Source organism: Mycobacterium sp. IDUB_3 (assembly GCF_055419585.1).
The window spans coordinates 891,417-910,353 of the sequence record NZ_JBVAXZ010000001.1; the positions used below are offsets into that span (position 1 = coordinate 891,417).

Below are 18,937 nucleotides of genomic sequence, written 5' to 3' on the forward strand. Positions count from 1 at the left end.
TTAGTTGCCAGAACCCCGGCGACCTGCCGCCAGCCTGTTCCGTAGAGTCTTCGGCCGGATATCGGGCCAGTTCTGTTCGATGTACTCCAGGCACGCGGTCCGATCCGCTTCGCCGTAAACCATCTGCCAGCCGGCCGGGATTTCGGCGAACGCCGGCCACAGGCTGTGCTGCTCTTCGTCGTTGATCAGGACACAAAAGCTGCCATTGTCGTCGTCGAACGGGTTGGTACTCACAAGTCCTCCAAAACTCGCTTTAGCATGAGCTGAACAGTTCGCTGCACTTGCCGTTTCTGACCCGGCGCTGTGGGGCGGGGCCCGGAGACGGTCTCGACGAACTGCATGACCCGAGCGTCGTGGGTTTCAATCCTGTTGTCAGGCTTATGAAGTCGATCGCGTAGTCAGGACCCGCACATAGAGTGGTAGGCGCAGGCCGACAGAGTGGTGGCTCCGGCTGCGACGGAAAATACTCGCCCCATAACGTGCCGGTGGTCACGAATTGCATTCTGCAACAGTATTTTTCGGCGCATCAACTGAATTTCAGCTCTTACGCGACAAGCCCCGCGAGGCGGCAGAGTCGTGACGCGAGTTCGCGACTATCTTGTACAAGTGTCCCACAACCTCCGGACCGAGGGGAGCAACTAGTCGACATGGGGCGCTCACCGCCGTCCGCGCGGCGGTCCATGCATCTCTTGTGTCCTGGACAAATTCGGGCTTAGCAGCCCGGCGAGGTGAGTTCCCTCCAGTCAGCCCCGCCCCATGCCCGGAAAACCTGTTCCCTCACGACGCATCTTGGCTGATCAGATGGATGAGTTGGTCACGGTTGTTGATGCCGAGTTTGGTGAAAAGGCGATAGAGGTGTCCCTCCACCGTGCGTACCGAAATGACCAGCCGGTCGGCGATCTCGCGGTTGGACAGCCCGGCCGCGACCAGATTCACGATCTGACGTTCACGTCCGCTGAAGGGAAGGGGGTGCGCCGCGGCCTCCAGCGCCGGTGTGCGGGATCCGCATTGGTTGGCCAACGCATGCGCCCACGTCGACGACTCGACCTCCTTGCGACGCTCGCCCCGGCGGGCGTGTTCTCCGGCCGCCTGCGCCGCTGCGTCGGCGGCGAAAGCCAAGGCGCCGAGATCGGCGAATCGATGGGCTGCGGCATCGAGCAGGTCGCCGTCGTGTTGTGCCAGACCGCGGGCGTGGTCGGCCACCGCTGGGGCCGACGCGGAGTTCAAGGTTCGGGCGAGCTCATCCACTCGCGTTGCCTGCGAACGATCGCCGAAGCGAATGGCCGCATGGCGTGCCCGCATCTCGGCCACGTGCATCCCGGCTGTCCGCGCGATCTGCGCGGCTTGCGCTGCATGTGTCTGGGCTCCCGCCGTGTCGCCGGCCGCTGCCCGCTCCCAGGCACGGGCGAGCTCGAGTTCCGGCAAGAACACCGCGACATGTGGCCCGTATGCCTCCTCCGCATGCCGCAACGCCGCGGCGGCCGCCGCATTGTCCCCGCGTGTCCCCTCGGCCTGGGCCAGCAGGGCGGCCACCACCAGCAACCAAGGTGACGGAAAGCCTTGGGACAGTTGGGAGATGGACCGGGCGAGAGTGGCGCACGCTGCCGGGAGCTCACCGCGGGTAACCTGCACGAGCCCGAGCATCGCGTCAACCATGGCCTCCGCTGCGGGAAGGCCGGTAGCAAGTGCGGCGTAACGCTTGTGGATTCGGTCGGCCGCCTGATAGTCACCGGCGGCGGTCGCAACCATTAACTCGGCCAATCCGATGGCGAACCGCTGCGCTCCGGCCCTGCAGAGCGCCGTCGCGCGCACACCGGCAGCGGCTATGGGGCTGACTTCGGAAAAACGTCCGGCCGCCATCAGGGCACCGCATGTCGCGACAGCCGCCCACACGGTCGCCATCGGCACTACACCGGGCTCACACAGTCCGGGCCCGAGCTCGATCGTCTTCTCAATATCGCCGCGGAAGAACCCGATCGAAACCTCCAACGCATTGATCAGCTCGAGGCCACCCTCGGTCACGAGGCGTTGTTTCACCTCGGTGAGTACGCGCATCGCGGTTTCGGCGTCACCGCATCCCCACGCCAGATTCGCAGCGCGCAGACAACCCCACCGCGCGATCGACCACTCGTCGGCGTCATCGACGTCGACGTCTAAGAGGATGGACTCGGCCTCGTCGCCACGGCCCTGCCAGCTCACCGCCTCGGCGAGCACCAACGACGCCAACAGCCCACCACCACGATCGACCGCAAACCTCGCCAGTTGCTCGCCCAGCACCACATTCGACAACGCCAACGCATCCGCCGCCGCCTTGACAGTCACATCGAGGTCGGGCTCCAAGTCGCTGCGCATCATGAACTGCGCCAGGTGGATACGGCCGCGGGGATCAGAGATCTGCGAGCGCCGCCCCACCGCCCGCAGATGCCGTCGAAGAGCTTTCGCCAATATGCCGTTGAGTTGCCGCGAGCGCACCACTCCGGCATGGCGGATCGCGGCTTCGCCGAGCATCGGGTGATTCAGTTGCGCCACGGTGTGGGATCCGTCGGCAACCAACTGGATCAGACCACGGCGCTCCAGGTTTGCCATTGCGTCCGCATTGCAGATGTCACGCAGGATTTCCAACTCCAGCAATTCGGCGGTGGCCAAGAGCTCCACCACCTCACGTTCCTCAGAGCTCAGCGATTGCAGCCGGAACTCCAAGGCATCGTGAAGTTCGCGATCCGCGCGCAGTGGCCCCTGAAGGTGCCAGCCTTCCTCCGTGTGCACCAATGCACCGCTGTCCCGGCCCGCGGTGAGAAAACCTCGCAGCAGCAACAGATTTCCCGCACTGCGCTCAAACAACTCATCAACCAACCCCGGCTCGACCGGACCACCCAGTACAGCGTCGGCCAATAGGGCGGTCTGCTCGCGGGTGAAGGGATCGATGTGAACAGTCAGCAGCAGGCGCTCTTTCAACAACGCAGTCACCGCATCCAAGACCGGATCGCCGGACCGGATCGTGACGATCAACCGCGCACTACGGCCGGCCGCAAGCTGATTGATCAACGTGGCAGACAAGGGATCGAGCAGCTGCGCCTCGTCGACCATCACCACAAGGTTCTTGTCCTGGCCCAGGGTGTTATGTGCAGCCGCCAGCATTATCGCCGGTTCGTGTCCGACTCCGAGGCTTACCACCCGAGAAAATGCGCCCAGCGGCACAGCACAACCCGTTTGAGTGCCCAGCGCGAATCGCACCGTGCGCCCTGCCGACTCAACCGTCTTGGCCAGCATGCGGGCCAGGGTGGACTTGCCCACCCCGCTGTCCCCGACCAACGCCACCCCGCTGTAGTCCCCGTTGTTGAGCGCCGCGAGCGAGCGCCGGAACTCCAAATCGCGTCCCACGATGGGCCACGTGGACCCATTAACCCGTTGCGTCAAGTGATGTATCTCCCCACTCCCGCCGAGCTGCCGACATGGCAACCGGACTGTTGCTGGGCCGCTCACCGTCTGCCACAAGACATTGCAGTTCGCATCCGCCGGACGACCCGTCGAGCTCGCAGCGCTACATAACGCCTGAACGCGCCGCTGCCAGATAGAGCCCGAAGAAGTCATCGGAACCTGAGGTGGTGTCCGAGCAGGGCGACGGGATCGCGTCCTCGACTACCTGAAATCCCCTCGGCGGAGCCGTATCTGCGGGTCCGGACGGGTCGCCATCGTAACCAGCGGTCGCGATGGCGTGCTTTCGACTACCTATCATGCGCCGGAGCCTATGGCCGCTCGAGAGAGCGTCGCCGGAATCTTTTGCGAAGTCGAGTGGTGTGCGCGCCCAGTTAGAGTAGCGGTCCCTAAAACTCCATAGGGTACCTATAAAAACTTAGCCTGCATGGGGGTGAATATCGTCCTCGCGGCCAAGCGCAGGGCCGCTGCCGCCGTCCAACAACGGGCGTACTGCAGACGGCTCTCGGGTTGTCAGCAATGCGAGTTGGTCGCGACTGTTGACGCCGAGCTTGGTGAAAAGGCGATACAGGTGTCCCTCCACCGTGCGTACCGAGATGACCAACCGCTCGGCGATTTCACGGTTCGACAAACCGGCCGCGACCAAACTCACGATCTGGCGCTCACGATCACTGAAGGGCAGGGGGCACATCGCGGCCTCGAGCGCCGGTGTGCGCAACTCGCAACGGCTGGCCAAAGCGTGCGCCCAGGAAGACGACTCGAATCTCTTGCCGCGGTCGCCCCGGCCGGCATGTTCGCCGGCCGCCTGTGCCGCTGCGTCGGCGGCGCAAGCCAAGACGCCGAGATCGGCGAACAGATGTGCCGCGGCATCGAGCAGATCGCCGTCGCGTTGCGCCAAACCGCGAGCATGATCAGCGACCGCCCCCGCCAGCGCCGTGTCCAAGATACTGGCAAGCTTCTCCAGCCTCGTGGCCTGAGAACGGTCGCCGAAGCGGACCGCTGCATGGCGTGCCCGCATCTCCATCACGTGCGCCCCCGCGGCGCGCGCGATCTCCGCCGCTTGCATGGCATGCGTCTGAGCGGCCTTCGCATCGTCGGCCGCTGCCCGCTCCCAGGCGCGGGCAAGCTCGAGTTCTGGCACAAACACCGCAACATGCGGTCCATAGGCTTTGTCCGCGCGCCGCAACGCCGCGGCGGCAGCCGCACTGTCACCGCGCGCCCCCTCCGCCTGGGCTTGCCAGGCACCCACCACCACCAACCAAGGTGATGCAAAACCCTTCGCGAACACAGCGATTGAAGCGGCGAACAAAGCGCATGCCGAGGTTAGCTCTCCGCGGGTCAGTCGAACGAGCCCCCGCATCGCGTCAACCATGGCCTCCGCCGCCGGAAGACCGCCAGTCATCGCGGCGTAACGCTTCGAGATTCGCTCGGCCGCGCGATCATCCCCTGCCGCCGTCGCGGCCATGATCTCGGTCATCCCTATGTTGAATCGATGCGGCCCCAATCCGCACAGCGCAGCCGCGCGCACCCCGACGTCCGCTATGCGGCCGACTTCGGAAAAACGCCCGGCCGCCGCCAAGGCACTGCAGGTCGGGAACACCGCCCAGACGGTCGCCACCGGCATTACACCGGACTCGCACAGGCCCGGCCCGAGCTCGATCGTCGTCTCGACGTCCCCGTGGAAGTAGCCGATGGACAGCTCCAACGCGTTGATGAGGCCCAAGCCGGCCTCGGAGGAAACACGCTTCTTCACGTCGTCGAGTGCCCGAGTGGCGGCTTCGACGTCGCCGCAGCCCCAGAAGAAGTTGGCGGCGCGCAGGCAGCCCCATCGCGCGATCGGCCAGTCGTCGCCGTCGTCGGGTTCGGCATCGGCCAGCACCGAGTCCGCCTCGTCGCCGCGGCCTTGCCAACTCACCGCCTCGGCAAGCACCAACGCGGCCTGCAGCCCACCACCACGATCGACCGCAAACCTCGCCAGTTCCTCACCCAGCACCACATTCGAGATCGTCAGCGCGTCCTGCGCCGCTTCGATGATCACATCGAGGTCCGGCTCCACGTCGCTGTGGATCATGAACTGCGCCAACCGGATCCGGCCTTGCAGGCCGGGCTGCCTCCGCGGCCGGCCCCCGGCCCGTTCATGCTTCTGTAGGGCTTGCGCGATTTTGCCGTTGAGTTGCCGGGCGCGCACCATTCCAGCGTGCCGGGTCGCGGCTTCACCGAGCATCGGGTGACTCAACTGCGCCACCGTGTGGGATCCGTCGGCAACCAACTGGATCAGACCACGACGCTCCAGACTTGCGACGGTCTCTGCATCGCAGATGTCACGCAGGATCTCCCACTTCAGCCGCTCGGCGGTGGCCAAGAGTTCCACCACCTCCAAGTCCTCTGGGCTCAGCGCTTGCAGCCGAAACCCCAGAACATCGTGAAGTTCGCGGTCCGCGCGCAGCGGGCCCCGCAGCTGCCAGCCTTCCTCCGTGTGAACCAATGCACCGCTTTCCCGGCCGGCGGTGAGAAAACCCCGCAGCAGCAACGGATTTCCCGCACTGCGCTCAAACAGCTCATCAACCAACCCCGACTCGACCGGACCACCCAGAACAGCGCCAGCCAAAAGACCCGTCTGCTCGCGGCTGAACGCTTCGACATGGACGGTTAGCAACAGGCGTTCTTTCAACAACGCGGTTACCGCATCCAGCACCGGCTCACGCGACCGGATCGTCACGATCAACCGCGCACTACGGCCGGCCGCGAGCTGATTGATCAACGTGGCAGACAAGGGATCGAGCAACTGCGCGTCATCCACCACCACCACCAGGTTCTTGTCCTGACCCAGGGTGGTATGCGCGGCGGCCAGCAAGACCGCAGGTTCGTGCGCCGTCTGAAGGCCCACCACGCGGGAAAATGCGCCCAGCGGCACTGCGCAACCCGTTTGAGTGCCCAGCGCGAATCGCACTGTGCGCCCTGCCGACTCAACCGTCTTGGCCAGCACGCGGGCCAGGGTGGACTTGCCCACCCCGCTGTCCCCGACCAACGCCACCCCGTGGAACTCCGAGTTATTCAGCGCCGCCAGCGACCGCCGCAGCTCCACATCGCGACCCACTAGCGGCCACGCCGACCCGACTTCCCCTGGCACCTTGAACCCTAGATTTACTGAGGCGGCTTATGCGCCGAGGCGTTTCGCAAAGCCAAGCACACGCCCGGTGGGCGGCGTCTTGAATCGCGAACGGCCCCTCGACAAGCCCCGGCGACCGCAGTCCAGCGACGAGCTGCCGGCCGATTGTGATTGCGTCCCGGCGGTCGACGCAGCGGCCTGTCCAAAGACGGCCGCGCCAACTCGCTCTTAGTACGCACCGGGACCCAACTCCTTCTGCAGCCCAGTATTTGCCAGAAATATACCCCTAAATTGGCGCGACAGCAAAGGCTGCTCCGCCGCCGGGATTCGACACGAGTGTAAATTAATGTGCGGGTTATACAGGTGTTTCATAGATTCGCACCGGCCTTAAGGAGGGGTACCCAGCAAACAAACAAATACAATGCGCCACCTCGGATGTGCATGCCGACGGAAACGATGCCCAAGAACTCCGGGTGTTGGATTACAACGCTGGCTAACAACGCCGACGGTGTCGGCCAGCTCGGGGAATTCAGCTTTTAGTCGCGCCTCGGTATCTGAGTCGGGTGCCATTTAGACAACCCCGGGAGTGGTTCATGACGGGCTTCGGGCCTCGGTTCGACTTTGCTATGAAATCGTGCGACCTGCGGCCATGCTGGCCCAATTCGTTGTGCGTTGCTTCGCCGGCAAGGAACACGCCACTGCTCAGAATGTGAAACGCCAAAGCATCGGGGTCCAATGACCGACGGTCGATCCCCCACGATCGCCTTGCTCCCATGCCGCTCGCCAGCAAAGTCGGTCACCCGCCCACGGCAATTGGGACGTCGATCGGCGATTCGAGGCGCGGACCCCTACTGGCTATCTGTATACAGCAGTACACGTCACGCATTCAACCGTACGTTGATGAAAATGTAAAACCGAATGACCGCCCCTGTGGATAACTTCGGAGAAGTGCTTCACGTGACACAGACGTCGAGGTCACAGTCGTGCGCCAGAGAAAACTCAGTATCGCGACCGCGGGCCGTGGTCACGAGTGAGCCTGTAACATGGGTACACAAAACTGGCGTCCGCATGAAATGAGAGTGCATTGAAAGTCGATGGCATCCGGGCCAAAAGCCCAGATGACAACGGGTTGGCGGCACGCCTGAACAAGCTCTTCGAGCTGATGCGCAAGGCCGGCACCCCCCCGCTTTCCAACGCCGCGGCCGCGGCGGCGATCACCGATAAAACCGGCGTCCCCATCAGCCCGGCTTACCTTTGGCAACTCAGAAGCGGCCTCAAAACAAACCCCACGGTCGCCCACTTACGGGCCATCGCCGACTTTTTCGGAGTGCCGCCGTCGTATCTGATAGATAGTGGCACCGACCCGGCGATCGAGGCGCAATTGAATCTTTTGCAGGCGTTGCGTGACAACGGCGTGCGCGATCTGGCGGCTCGTGCATCCGGCTTGACTCCCCAGGCCCTCAACAGCCTGTCGGCGATCGTCGATCACCTTCGCGAACTCGAACGATTGCCACCCATCTCATCCAGGCGAGATGACCAGGCCAATGGCGGCATCGAACGCTGACATACTCGCGCTGACGCGCAAGCTCCCGATCCCGGTGCCCTGGGACCGGAACGTTTTCATCGAGAACCTGGCCCAAATGCGCGGTCGCGCCATCAGGCTGATCCCGATCGACACCGCGGCGCTGGCCGACAGCCCCTGCGGACTGTGGTTGGCCTGCGCCGACGAAGACCTGATCCTGCATGAGGTCGGAACGACCGAATATCACATCGACCAGATTGTCGGGCACGAGATTGGCCACATCCTGCTGGGTCATGGTCGAAGCGCCAGTCACGCCTGGGATGAGATGCAAGAACGCACAGTGTGCCGCCAGGCGCTGCCCGACCTCGATCCCGGTACGGTGCGCGCGGTACTGGGCCGCGCCGATTATGCCAGCGGTCAGGAGCGCGATGCCGAAATGTTCGCTTCTCTGTTGCTGGTCGCGGCCGCCGAGGCCGCCGACCGTCGCTCGATGATGCGCAGCGCCTTCTTCCGCCGCCAGTGACCTCCCCCGTCCCCGGCATCATCGCGTGGCCCGTGATCACGATCATGGCGATGGTTCTTGCGGCGCGGTTCCGGTGGTGCAGGGCCAATCTCTACGAGATTTACTTCAACAACGTGATGGCCTGGCTGCTACTGGGCCAGCTCTTGCGTGAGTGCCAAATAGAAACAGTGTTGTCCAGAAGCGCCCTGATGACTTTTACGACCGCCCAGCAATTGTCCCGCGTTGCAATGATTCTGGCGTGTAGTGAATTCATCGGGTTCACCATGCTGTGGAACCGGAGGTCGCCGGAGCGTACGCGCCACAGTCATCGCTATTATCGCTTGGCCGCTGTCGCGTTATCCGTGGCATTCGTGGCCGCGGGTACCCGTGCCCGCGTTGCGGGGCAGACGTTTGAGGTGTCCGGGGGCTGGGACGCCGTCTTGGCCCTGAGCTTGTACCTGACCATGATCGTCATCTTGGTGATGCGGTTGTTGTGGATGTTCGTCGCCGAGCTGATAAGAGCCGCCGAGCGTCGCGAAGTGCTGCTCGCCGCCGCCGGAATCCTCGCGGTTGCCGCGACGGCGGCGGCCTGCCTGGAGGCGCTGGTGTTGGCGGTGAGCGACCAACTCGGCTGGACGCACACCGTCGGGTTCCGGGAACGGGTTCACGGATCGGAATTCCTATGGATGGCCGTCGTCGTCTACCTCTTCGGCGCTGTGCCGCTGGCCGTCAGGCTGCATTCGTGCCTTGGCCTGGACGGCATCAGCCGCACCTGGAATGGTCTGCAGCCACTGCGTCTCAGCATGACCGCCGTGGTGCCGGAAAGCAGCTTCGAGATCGAGCATGACGACCGGCGATTTCAGAAAACCACCCCTCCAGCCGCACCAAACCGTCATCGAGACCCGCGACGCGATCCTGCAGCTGCGCCATTACGTCCGTGACGCGGCTCCGCAGGAGCTGGCCCAATTCCTCCAGGCCCACGCCGTGCCGCCCAGCGAACATGGCTCTGCGACAAACGCTTTCGAGCTGGCACACGCCGCGAAGGCCAAGGCCGCGGGCCATGGGCCGAAGACACCCGATCAGGCCTTGTTCGTGACCTCCCGATCAACAAGCCTGCGTGAAGAAGCCGCCGATCTGTTGGCGCTGGCGAAATGGTGGACACCGCCTGGGCGGCGACCGAAACGGCTCACCCCTGACGGCCGGCCGGCGCGACCGAGGAGATACCGCGGCACGGTTAGACGGCCACTCCCAGGAGCGCATCGATGGCGGTCGCCACCAGCTTGGGCGCCTCGGTGTCGTGGCCGCCGTATTCCAGCGCGTCGGTGGTCCAGCCATCAAGCGCGGCAAGCGCTTTGGGAGTGTTGAGGTCATCGGCCAGGTATTGGCGCACCCGCGCGATCAGGTCGGCGGCGTCCGGGCCGGCCGGCAACGCGGCGGCGGTGCGCCAGCGCTGCAGCCGGGCGATGGCTTCGTCGAGCACCTGATCGCTCCAATACCGGTCCCCGCGGTAGTGCCCGGCCAGCAGCCCCAACCGGATCGCCGCAGGCTCGACACCCCGGGCGCGCAGCTGCGACACCAGCACCAGGTTGCCGCGGCTCTTGGACATCTTGTGCCCGTCCCAACCGATCATCCCGGCGTGCACGTAGTGGCGCGCGAATCTCCGCTCGCCGCGCACACATTCGGCGTGCGCGGCGGTGAATTCGTGATGCGGGAAGATCAGGTCGCTGCCGCCCCCCTGAATGTCCAGGCCGCTGCCGATGCGGCTGAGCGCGATCGCCGCACATTCGACGTGCCAGCCCGGGCGGCCGGGGCCGAACGGTGAGGGCCAGCTGGGCTCCCCCGGTCGCGCGGCCCGCCAGAGCAGGGCATCCAGTTGGTCGGTCTTGCCGGGCCGTTGCGGGTCACCACCGCGCTCGGCGAACAGCCGCAGCATGGTCTCGCGGTCGTAGCCGGATTCGTAGCCGAACTGCGGAGTCGCGTCGGCGCGGTAGTAGACATCCGGGTATTCGCCGTCGACGACGTAGGCCGCACCGGAGGCCAGCATCTTCTCGACGAGTTCGACCACCTCGGCGACGGCCTCGGTCACCCCGACGTATTCGCTGGGCGCCAGGATGCGCAGTGCGGCCATGTCTTCGCGGTACAGCGACACCTCACGCTCGGCCAGGTCGCGCCAGTCGATGCCGTCGCGCTCGGCGCGCTCCAGCAGCGGATCGTCGACGTCGGTGACGTTCTGGACGTAGTGGACGTCGTGGCCGAGATCCAGCCACTGCCGGTAGACCAGATCGAACGCCAGATATGTCGCCGCGTGGCCCAGATGGGTGGCGTCGTACGGGGTGATGCCGCAGACATACATCGTGGCGGTCGAGCCGGCCGCCACGGGACGCACCTGCCGGTCAGACGTGTCATACAGCCGAAGCTCCGGACCGCGTCCCGGCAACACGGGGACCTGTGGGGACGACCACGACTGCATGGCAATCAGCCTAGGCGCGCCGACGATGCGGCCCGCGCGGCGGGCCGAGAAGGGGGGCGTGCTCTGAGCGAAAGGCCGGCGGCGCCGGCTCGCGCTAGCGTTGCCCGCCGCGGATGGCGCTCAACAGGATGGGTGCCAGCTCGGCGCGGCACATCACGAAGTCGGGCAGATACGGGTCGAGTTGGTTGTAGCGCATCGGTGATCCGTCGAGCCGCGATGCGTGCATCCCGGCGGCCATCACCACACCGGCCGGGGCCGCGGAGTCCCACTCCCACTGGCCGCCCGCGTGCACGTAGGCGTCGACGTGCCCGTCGATGATGGCCATCGCCTTCGCGCCCGCCGAGCCGATGGCGACGGGCTGGATGGGCAGCGTCTGCCGCATCCGGTGCAGCACCGCCGGAGGGCGGGTCGCGCTGACGGCGATGCGGATGGTGTCGGTGACGCCAACGCGCGCGGCGTCGGCAGTCACGGTGTCGCTGCGGTAGACGATGTTCCCACGGGCGGGCAACGACACCGCCGCGTCGGTGATTTCGCGCTCGCCGTTGCTGGAGTCGCCGGTGGGTCGCTGCCACAGCGCGATGTGCACCGCCCAGTCGTCGCGCCCCGGCGTGGAGAACTCGCGGGTGCCGTCCAGGGGGTCGATGATCCACACCCGGTCGTGCTTGAGGCGGGACAGGTCGTCGTAGGCCTCCTCGCTGAGCACCGCGTCGTCGGGCCGTTCCTCGTGCAGGCGCCGCAAGATCAGCGCGTTCGCCAGACTGTCGCCCGCATCGCCCAGCGCCCAGGGATATCCGAAGCCGACTTCGTCGCGGACCTTCAGCAGCAGCTCCCCCGCGTCGGCGGCGAGATCGGCGGCCAGGGCGGCATCGGTTATCTCGTCGGCGGCGGAGGTCACCGCTTCAGTATCGCCGACGCCATAGGGCGCCCTTCACCGATGGCGGCGCCGCGCGCGCGGTCACCGCTAGAAAGCCGGCCACGGAATGGGGCGATGCCGGTTGGGTCCGGGCATCACCGGGTTGTCCAGCAGCGCGTGCGCGCGCTTGCGCAGCGCGGCGATCTCGGCCCGGGTGATGTGCTCGGCCAGTTCGTCGCCGAACTGATCGTCCAGCGCCTCGAGCAGGCCGGCGATGGCCTTGCACATCTGATCGTCGATCGGCTTGCCGGCCCATCCCCACAGCACCGTGCGCAGTTTGTCCTCGACGTGCAGGCACACGCCGTGGTCGACCCCGAAGATGTGGCCGTCGAGGTCGCGCAGCACGTGGCCGCCCTTGCGGTCGGCGTTGTTGACCAACACGTCGAACACCGCCATGCGCCACAGGCGAATGTCGTCGGCGTGCATCAGGACGACCTCGTCGCCCGCGTAGTCCAGGGCGCGCAGCACCGGCAGGTAGCCCGGCTGTCTGGTGCCGGCGGGAAACAGGTCGACCAGATCCGGCCCCGGCCGCGGCTCGGTATCCACCGCGTCGCCGGGTTGCTGCACCCACCGCTGCAGCATGCCCGGGCCCGCCGGCCCGTGCCGAATGATCGTGTAGGGCACGATGTTCCAGCCCAACTTCGCGGAAACCAGATACGCGGCCCGCTCGCGGCCGGCCAGCGTCCCGTCCGGGAAATCCCACAGCGGCGCCTCACCAGCGACCGGCTTGTAGACGCAGTGCACGCTGGACTCGCCCAGCGTCGATTCGCATAAGAAGGTGCCGTTGCTGGCCGAGCGGATCCGTCCGATGACCGTCAGCTCGCCGTCGCGCAACACCTCACGGTCGTCAGACCTCGGGGTCATCGTCAGGCCCGAGCAGCGCACTGCGCCGATATCCGTTGGCGCGCGCGCAGATATGGCCCTCCGGGTCCAGCGGTTCGTCGCACAACGGACACGGTGGACGTCCCGCGGAGATGACTCGATTGGAGCGGGTGGCGAATTGGCGCGCCGACTCCGGCGTCAGGAACACCCGGACCGCGTCGGGACCCTCTTCGGTGTCGTCGAGCACCACCGACGCGTCGAACTCGGCGTCGGTGACCGCGAGCAGCTCGACCACCACCGTCTGGGCCTCCGAATCCCAACCCAGACCCATGGTTCCGACCCGGAACTCGGCGTCCACGGGGGTGACCAACGGATCGAGGTCCTCGATCTCGGCGGGCTCCGGCGGGACGGGCGTGCCGAACCTGCGGTTCACCTCGAGCAGCAGCGCACCGATGCGTTCGGACAGCACCGCCACCTGCTGCTTCTCCAAAATCACCGACACCACTCGAGCGTCGTGCACAGCCTGGATGTAGAACGTGCGGTTTCCGGGCTGGCCGACGGTCCCGGCCACGAAGCGGTCGGGTGTGCGGAAGACATGAATTGCGCGGGCCATGGCACTTCCCAAAATACCGGCTGTTGCCACCGCCGTGCGATCCGACGGAGGTAGTCGCCGAATTAATCCGTGGAACCACCGACCACCGCGTCGCTGGACGGTACCGCGGCGGCCGATTCCTGCGGCTCTCCGTTGGACTTGGGGTCGGTTTCCGGCTTCGCCTCGTCCTTCGCCGGGGGTCCGGCGCGCAGGCTGGCGGACAGCCGCGCGCCGGTGTGGTTGACGTGCAACACAAACGGGCGCAGCTCGGTGTAGCGGATCACACTCACCGAGGCCGGGTCGGCGGTGACGCGCTGGAACCCGTCCAGGTGGATGCCGTACGCGTCGGCGATGACCGCCTTGATGACATCCCCGTGAGTGCAAGCGACCCACAACACGTCACCGCCGTGCTCGGCGGCCAGCCGGCGGTCGTGTTCGCGCACAGCGGACACCGCCCGCGCCTGCACCTGTGCCAGGCCCTCGCCGCCGGGGAACACCGCCGCGCTGGGATGCGCCTGAACGACCTTCCACAGCGGCTCGCTGACCAACTCGCCGAGTTTGCGGCCCGTCCACTCGCCGTAGTCCACCTCGGCGAGCCGATCATCGACGAGCGGCGTCAGGCACAGCGCGTCGGCCAACGGCTCGAGGGTGCGACGGCAGCGCAGCAGCGGCGAACTGACCAGCTCCCGGATCGGCAGATCACCGATCCGATCGATCAGGCCATCCGACTGTTCACGGCCCTTGTCATCGAGGTCGACACCCTCGGAGCGACCGGCGAGTACGCCCGCCGTGTTCGAACTCGAGCGGCCGTGCCGTAACAGGATGACGGTCATATCGACCACGACGGTACCCGGTGGACGGGTCCGGCAAGGACTAGCGCGATGGTGGCGACCCGCCGCGCCCGGCTACGCCGCGCTTGCGATCGCCACTAGCGCGATGGTGGCGACCCGCCGCGCCCGGCTACGCCGCGCTTGCGATCGCCACTAGCGGGAAACCGGCTCCGCGTGCGCCACGGAGTCGCGCACCGCAGCGCCCAGACTGCGCTCGTCGGTGAGGTCGATGTCGACCAGGCTGCGGACCGCCCTGGCGACCACCTCATCGGCCTGCGGAACGGGCCCGGCCAGGCGCGGCCGGTAAACCTCTACGACAAGGGATCGATTCTCGATGTGGAACGAAAAACTCCGTCCATCACCGACTTGTCCGTATCCGCTAGCGGAAATGCCTGTCGACATGTCCTCAACAGCAAACTCATTCTGCGCCAAATGACGGTCAGCGGTGACGGCCATGAGCCGACCATACCTCGCCGGTAGGGAGGATTGCAGGCAGCATGGCCCTGTTAGATGCGAAAGCGTTCCTTAGAATTTGTGTTCCACCGCCGAACCACGAGGAAAAGAATTGCTGTCACGGCACGTTCGTCACAAACTGGCAGCTCAAGGCCGTGCATTGGGGCTCGCGGTTTTGCTCAGCGCCGCAGCGGGATGTTCATCGAATCCGCTCGACACGGCGCCGCGCACCATCGAACCGGCGCACGCCGCCGTGTCGCCGCCGGCCTCGCAACGGCCGCCCGGAGCCGTACGGCCGCTGGCCGGTCACGCCGCGGCGGCGATCTTCGACGGCGGCACCCGTCAGCTGGCGGTCCTGACGCCGGGCACCGACCCGGCCGCACCCGCCAGCGTCACCGTTTTCGGCGATCCCCAGGCCCCGCCGCGCGTCGTCGAGCTGCCGGGACCGGTGACCGCTTTGGCCGCCGACGGCCACGGAACCGCGTACCTGGCCGGCCGCGGCGGGTACCTCGCGGTGGAGTTGCGTACCGGTCGCGTGACCCAGGTGGCCGTCGCCGGCGCCGCCCAGACCGAATTCACCGCGGTGGCGCAGCGCGCCGACGGCAGTCTGGTGCTGGGCAGCGCCGACGGCGCCGTCTACACCCTTGCCTCCCAGACACCGGGCACCGTGACCGGTGCGACCGTCACCAACCGCAACAAGATCTTCGCACGCGTCGATTGCCTTGCCACACAAGGCAATACGACGGTGGTGCTGGACCGTGGGCAGACGTCGGTGACGACGATCGACGCCGACGGCCATGCCCAGCAGGCGCTGCGGGCGGGCCGGGGCGCCACCACGATGGCCGCCGATCCGGCGGGCCGCGTGCTGGTCGCAGACACCCGCGGCGGCCAGCTGCTGGTGTACGGCGTGGACCCGCTGATCCTGCGTCAGGCCTACCCGGTTCCGCAGGCGCCGTACGGCCTGGCCGGCTCCCGCGCGTTAGCCTGGGTTTCGCAGACCGTTTCCAATATCGTCATTGGTTACGATCTATCCACCGGAATTCCCGTCGAAAAGGTGCGTTACCCGACCGTGCAGCAACCGAACTCACTGGCCTTCGACGAGGCGTCAGACACCCTGTACGTGGTGTCGGGCTCGGGTGCGGGAGTTCAGGTCATCGACCACGCGGCGGGAACGCGTTGACCGCCGCGCGGCGCAGCCGCCTGCCCGCGGGCTGGGACACCGAGATGTCCGACGAATACGAATGGGCGCCGTTGCGCCTGCCACCGGAAGTGACCCGGGTCAGCGCATCCACCCGATTGTCGATCGAGGCCGAATACCGCGGCTGGGAGTTGACCAGGGTGCGGCTTTACACCGACGGCAGTAGACGAGTGCTGTTGCGCCGCAAAAAATCTCGTTTGGACGGTGCCGGCTCCGAGGGGCGACGGCCCGACCAGCCGGAACTGTGACGCCGGCCCAGCGACGCGAGGGCGGACGCCGGATGTACGGCCTGCTGCGACAGCTGTTTTTCGTCATCCCGCCCGAGCGGATCCACACGCTGGTATTCGCCTTGCTGCGCGCTGTCACCGCGGTCGGGTGGACGCGGCGGGTGCTGCACCGGCTGTTGGCCCCGACCGATCCCGCACTGGCCAGCACGGTATTCGGGGTGCGCTTCCCCGGGCCGCTGGGACTGGCGGCCGGCTTCGACAAGGACGGCCTCGGCCTGCTCACCTGGGGCGCGCTGGGCTTCGGGCACGCCGAGGTCGGGACGGTCACCGCCAACCCGCAACCCGGCAATCCCGCCCCGCGCATGTTCCGGCTGCCGGCCGACCGGGCGCTGCTGAACCGGATGGGCTTCAACAATTTCGGTGCGGGCGCACTGGCGATGCGGCTCTCCCGGCAGCGGCCCGAGGTTCCGATCGGGGTCAACATCGGCAAGACGAAGGTGACGCCGGCCGCGCAGGCCGTCGACGATTACCGGGCGAGCGCCCGGCTGGTCGGCCCGCTGGCGTCCTACCTGGTGGTCAATGTCAGCTCGCCGAACACGCCGGGGCTGCGTGATCTGCAGGCGGTCGAGTCGCTGCGGCCCATCCTGTCGGCCGTGCTCGCCGAGACGTCCACCCCGGTGCTGGTGAAGATCGCGCCGGACCTTTCCGATTCCGATGTGGACGAGATCGCGGACCTGGCAGTCGAACTGGGCCTGGCCGGCATCGTCGCCACCAACACCACCGTGTCGCGGCAGGGCTTGAACACACCAGGGGTCGAGGAGCTGGGACCGGGTGGCATCTCCGGTCCGCCGGTGGCGCGCCGCGCCATCGAAGTGCTGCGCAGGCTGTACGGCCGTGTCGGCGACCGCCTGGTGTTGATCAGCGTCGGGGGCATCGAGACCGCGGACGACGCATGGGAACGGATCACCGCGGGCGCATCGCTGCTGCAGGGCTATACGGGCTTCATCTACGGAGGAGGCCTGTGGGCCAAGCGGATTCACCAGGGCATCGCACAGCGGCTGCACGACGGTGGCTTCGCTTCGCTCGGTGATGCCGTCGGCTCGGCGGCCCGCACACCTGATTGAGTCAAGCCGCGCCGGCCCGCTTGACTCCTGGTTAGGCTGGCTACCAGTTCGGCATTAGGAGCGGCTGGTGATCACGTTGGACCGCCTGGTGAATGTGCTGGGTGGTTACGGAGTCCGCTTGCGTTGGTCGTCGGTGCCCAGGTCGACTGAACTGCGCAGCGTTGTGATCCACGAAGCCGCGCCGGACCGTGTGGTGGTAGGCGATGTATTGCTGGCCATCGGTGCCGGCTCCCTTACCGAAGCGGCGCAGTGGGCAACTTCGGCGCGTGCTGTCGTGGTGTTGGTACGCGACGGTGAGGAGCCAGTCGCGTTTGACGGCGACGCCGGGGTCGGCGCGGTCATGGTGGTCGACGATTCGGTCACCTGGAGCGAGGTGGGTACGGTCGTCTACGGGCTGGTGCTGGAGGGCCGTGAGACTGAATCCGGTCGTGGCCCAACGGATCTGTTCGCGCTTGCCGATAGCCTGGCGGACGCTATCGGCAGTTCGGTTGTCATTCACGATCGGCTGTTGCGCGTATTGGCGTATTCGAGACTGCAGCAACATGCCGATCCGGCGCGGGTTCAGACGATCCTGGAACGACAGACCCCAGAGCAGCTGCGGGCATTGTTCGAGACGCGGGGCGTATTCGCACACCTGCGGGTCTCCGACGAGCCGCTATTTGTCCCCGAACACTCCGAACTTGGCTTGATCGGGCGCATGGTGGTGGCGGTGCGTTCCGGAGGAGAGCTGATCGGGTCGGTATGGGTGGCGTGTTCGGCGCCGCTGGGCGAAGCGGCGCGCAGCGCCTTGGCCGAGGGTGCGCACACGGTGGCCCTGCATCTTCTGCGGTCACGAGCAAGCGCGGACTTGGAGCGCCAAGTCGAATCCGAACTGGTGATCCGGTTGCTGGAGGGCACGGCTGATGCCGCCATGGTGGCGAGCAGGCTGGGTCTGCCGCACGACGGTTTGAGGGTTATCGCGCTGCAGGCGTTCATCGGCGATGAACGCGATGCAGCTCTGTTGTTGGCGTTCGAGCGCGCCACCACCGGCTTCGGCTGGTCTCGGCCAGGCCGGAGTGCTTTGGCGGGCAATATCGTTTACACGCTGCTACCGGGCGGGCAGGCGGCGGCGGCGCTCCGCTGGGTAACCGGTCTGCGGGCGGCCCTTCCCGAACAGGTAACGGTGTTGGCCGGCGTAAGTGGCGCGGCCGACGTGACAGACCTCGCCGCTGCACGTCAGGAAGCCGAGGAATGTCTGGCGCTACATGAGATGTCACCCGCGGCCACGCCTCCGGTTTATGACGAGTCATGGGCTGACATCCTGCTGCAGCGGTTGCGCACGGCGGCGCGCTCGGGCCGGTCCCCCTCCCGTGGCCCGGTGGCCGAGCTAGGCCGCCACGACCGCGCCAACGGGACCGACTACGTGGCCACGCTGCGAGCATGGCTGGAGGCCCAGGGCGACCCGGCCGAGGCCGGTGAACGGCTGGGAGTGCACGAAAACACCGTGCGGTACCGGCTGCGCAAGATGGCCGAGATCACCAATCTGCCGTTAGACGATGCCAGAAAGCGGCTGGCGATGATGATCGAACTCGCGGCCATCGACACTGATTGACCGAGGGCGCTGTCGGAACCCGACAAAGCGCGGCAGCGTCGTTGTGTGGCTGCGGCAAAGCGTTGGGCAGCCGTCCGCACCATCATGAAGGTTGCCACCTCAGACGCCCAGGTTTGAGTGACGGGCTGGTTTCGGCCCGCCTCGCGATA

The 18,937-nt window shown here is 66.4% G+C and carries 16 protein-coding genes and 1 pseudogene; 8 read left to right on the plus strand and 9 right to left on the minus strand.

What is annotated here, in order from left to right; genetic code table 11:
• From ACZYVJ_RS03775 to ACZYVJ_RS03785, 3 genes are all read right to left on the minus strand, one after another.
• Window positions 1-234, minus strand: coding sequence for an MbtH family protein (locus ACZYVJ_RS03775; protein WP_463829801.1), 234 nt, complete (start codon window positions 232-234; stop codon window positions 1-3).
• A 543-nt stretch (window positions 235-777) separates the two neighbouring features.
• On the minus strand, window positions 778-3,369 hold the full coding sequence (locus ACZYVJ_RS03780) for a helix-turn-helix transcriptional regulator (protein ID WP_463832821.1): 2,592 nt from the start codon (window positions 3,367-3,369) through the stop codon (window positions 778-780).
• A 484-nt stretch (window positions 3,370-3,853) separates the two neighbouring features.
• The gene (locus ACZYVJ_RS03785) at window positions 3,854-6,532 is read right to left on the minus strand and encodes a helix-turn-helix transcriptional regulator (protein ID WP_463829802.1); all 2,679 of its coding nucleotides are present in this window, start codon (window positions 6,530-6,532) and stop codon (window positions 3,854-3,856) included.
• Window positions 6,533-7,706: 1,174 nt separating this feature from the next.
• On the opposite strand from ACZYVJ_RS03785, the gene ACZYVJ_RS03790 reads away from it, so the two are divergent.
• From ACZYVJ_RS03790 to ACZYVJ_RS03805, 4 genes and pseudogenes are all read left to right on the plus strand, one after another.
• Window positions 7,707-8,108: a helix-turn-helix domain-containing protein gene (locus ACZYVJ_RS03790; RefSeq protein WP_463832822.1), complete on the plus strand. Its 402-nt coding sequence runs from the start codon at window positions 7,707-7,709 to the stop codon at window positions 8,106-8,108.
• Window positions 8,089-8,589 (plus strand): hypothetical protein, encoded by a 501-nt coding sequence (locus ACZYVJ_RS03795; RefSeq protein WP_463829803.1) that lies wholly within the window; start codon window positions 8,089-8,091, stop codon window positions 8,587-8,589. The genes ACZYVJ_RS03790 and ACZYVJ_RS03795 overlap by 20 nt, the downstream gene beginning before the upstream one ends.
• Window positions 8,590-8,621: 32 nt before the next feature.
• Window positions 8,622-9,509 (plus strand): hypothetical protein, encoded by an 888-nt coding sequence (locus ACZYVJ_RS03800; protein WP_463829804.1) that lies wholly within the window; start codon window positions 8,622-8,624, stop codon window positions 9,507-9,509.
• Window positions 9,412-9,669, plus strand: a pseudogene (locus ACZYVJ_RS03805) (DUF6545 domain-containing protein); the annotation flags it as partial. The gene ACZYVJ_RS03800 and the pseudogene ACZYVJ_RS03805, both read left to right, overlap by 98 nt.
• A 133-nt stretch (window positions 9,670-9,802) precedes the next feature.
• On the opposite strand, the gene mshC reads toward ACZYVJ_RS03805, so the two are convergent.
• The 6 genes from mshC to ACZYVJ_RS03835 form a co-directional block, all read right to left on the minus strand.
• On the minus strand, window positions 9,803-11,038 hold the full coding sequence (gene mshC / locus ACZYVJ_RS03810) for a cysteine--1-D-myo-inosityl 2-amino-2-deoxy-alpha-D-glucopyranoside ligase (RefSeq protein WP_463829805.1): 1,236 nt from the start codon (window positions 11,036-11,038) through the stop codon (window positions 9,803-9,805).
• A 94-nt stretch (window positions 11,039-11,132) separates the two neighbouring features.
• On the minus strand, window positions 11,133-11,933 hold the full coding sequence (locus ACZYVJ_RS03815; RefSeq protein WP_463829806.1) for a 3'(2'),5'-bisphosphate nucleotidase CysQ: 801 nt from the start codon (window positions 11,931-11,933) through the stop codon (window positions 11,133-11,135).
• 66 nt (window positions 11,934-11,999) lie between these two features.
• Complete coding sequence (locus ACZYVJ_RS03820) at window positions 12,000-12,815, minus strand: SCO1664 family protein (RefSeq protein WP_463829807.1); 816 nt, start codon at window positions 12,813-12,815, stop codon at window positions 12,000-12,002.
• Window positions 12,799-13,386, minus strand: coding sequence for a DUF3090 domain-containing protein (locus ACZYVJ_RS03825; protein WP_007770786.1), 588 nt, complete (start codon window positions 13,384-13,386; stop codon window positions 12,799-12,801). The genes ACZYVJ_RS03820 and ACZYVJ_RS03825 overlap by 17 nt, the downstream gene beginning before the upstream one ends.
• Before the next feature lie 62 nt (window positions 13,387-13,448).
• The gene (locus ACZYVJ_RS03830; RefSeq protein ID WP_463829808.1) at window positions 13,449-14,198 is read right to left on the minus strand and encodes a histidine phosphatase family protein; all 750 of its coding nucleotides are present in this window, start codon (window positions 14,196-14,198) and stop codon (window positions 13,449-13,451) included.
• 150 nt (window positions 14,199-14,348) lie between these two features.
• Entirely contained in the window at window positions 14,349-14,651 is a 303-nt protein-coding gene (locus ACZYVJ_RS03835; protein WP_463829809.1) for a hypothetical protein, read from the minus strand.
• Between the two features lie 109 nt (window positions 14,652-14,760).
• On the opposite strand from ACZYVJ_RS03835, the gene ACZYVJ_RS03840 reads away from it, so the two are divergent.
• The 4 genes from ACZYVJ_RS03840 to ACZYVJ_RS03855 all read left to right on the plus strand — a co-directional run bounded on the left by ACZYVJ_RS03840 (window position 14,761) and on the right by ACZYVJ_RS03855 (window position 18,788).
• Window positions 14,761-15,828: a YncE family protein gene (locus tag ACZYVJ_RS03840; RefSeq protein WP_463829810.1), complete on the plus strand. Its 1,068-nt coding sequence runs from the start codon at window positions 14,761-14,763 to the stop codon at window positions 15,826-15,828.
• Window positions 15,825-16,094: a DUF5703 family protein gene (locus ACZYVJ_RS03845; RefSeq protein ID WP_463829811.1), complete on the plus strand. Its 270-nt coding sequence runs from the start codon at window positions 15,825-15,827 to the stop codon at window positions 16,092-16,094. The genes ACZYVJ_RS03840 and ACZYVJ_RS03845 overlap by 4 nt, the downstream gene beginning before the upstream one ends.
• 32 nt (window positions 16,095-16,126) lie before the next feature.
• A complete protein-coding gene (locus ACZYVJ_RS03850) occupies window positions 16,127-17,197 on the plus strand; it encodes a quinone-dependent dihydroorotate dehydrogenase (RefSeq protein ID WP_463832823.1) in 1,071 nt (356 codons plus the stop codon).
• A gap of 67 nt (window positions 17,198-17,264) precedes the next feature.
• A complete protein-coding gene (locus tag ACZYVJ_RS03855; RefSeq protein WP_463829813.1) occupies window positions 17,265-18,788 on the plus strand; it encodes a PucR family transcriptional regulator in 1,524 nt (507 codons plus the stop codon).
• The last annotated feature ends 149 nt before the right edge of the window (window positions 18,789-18,937 follow it).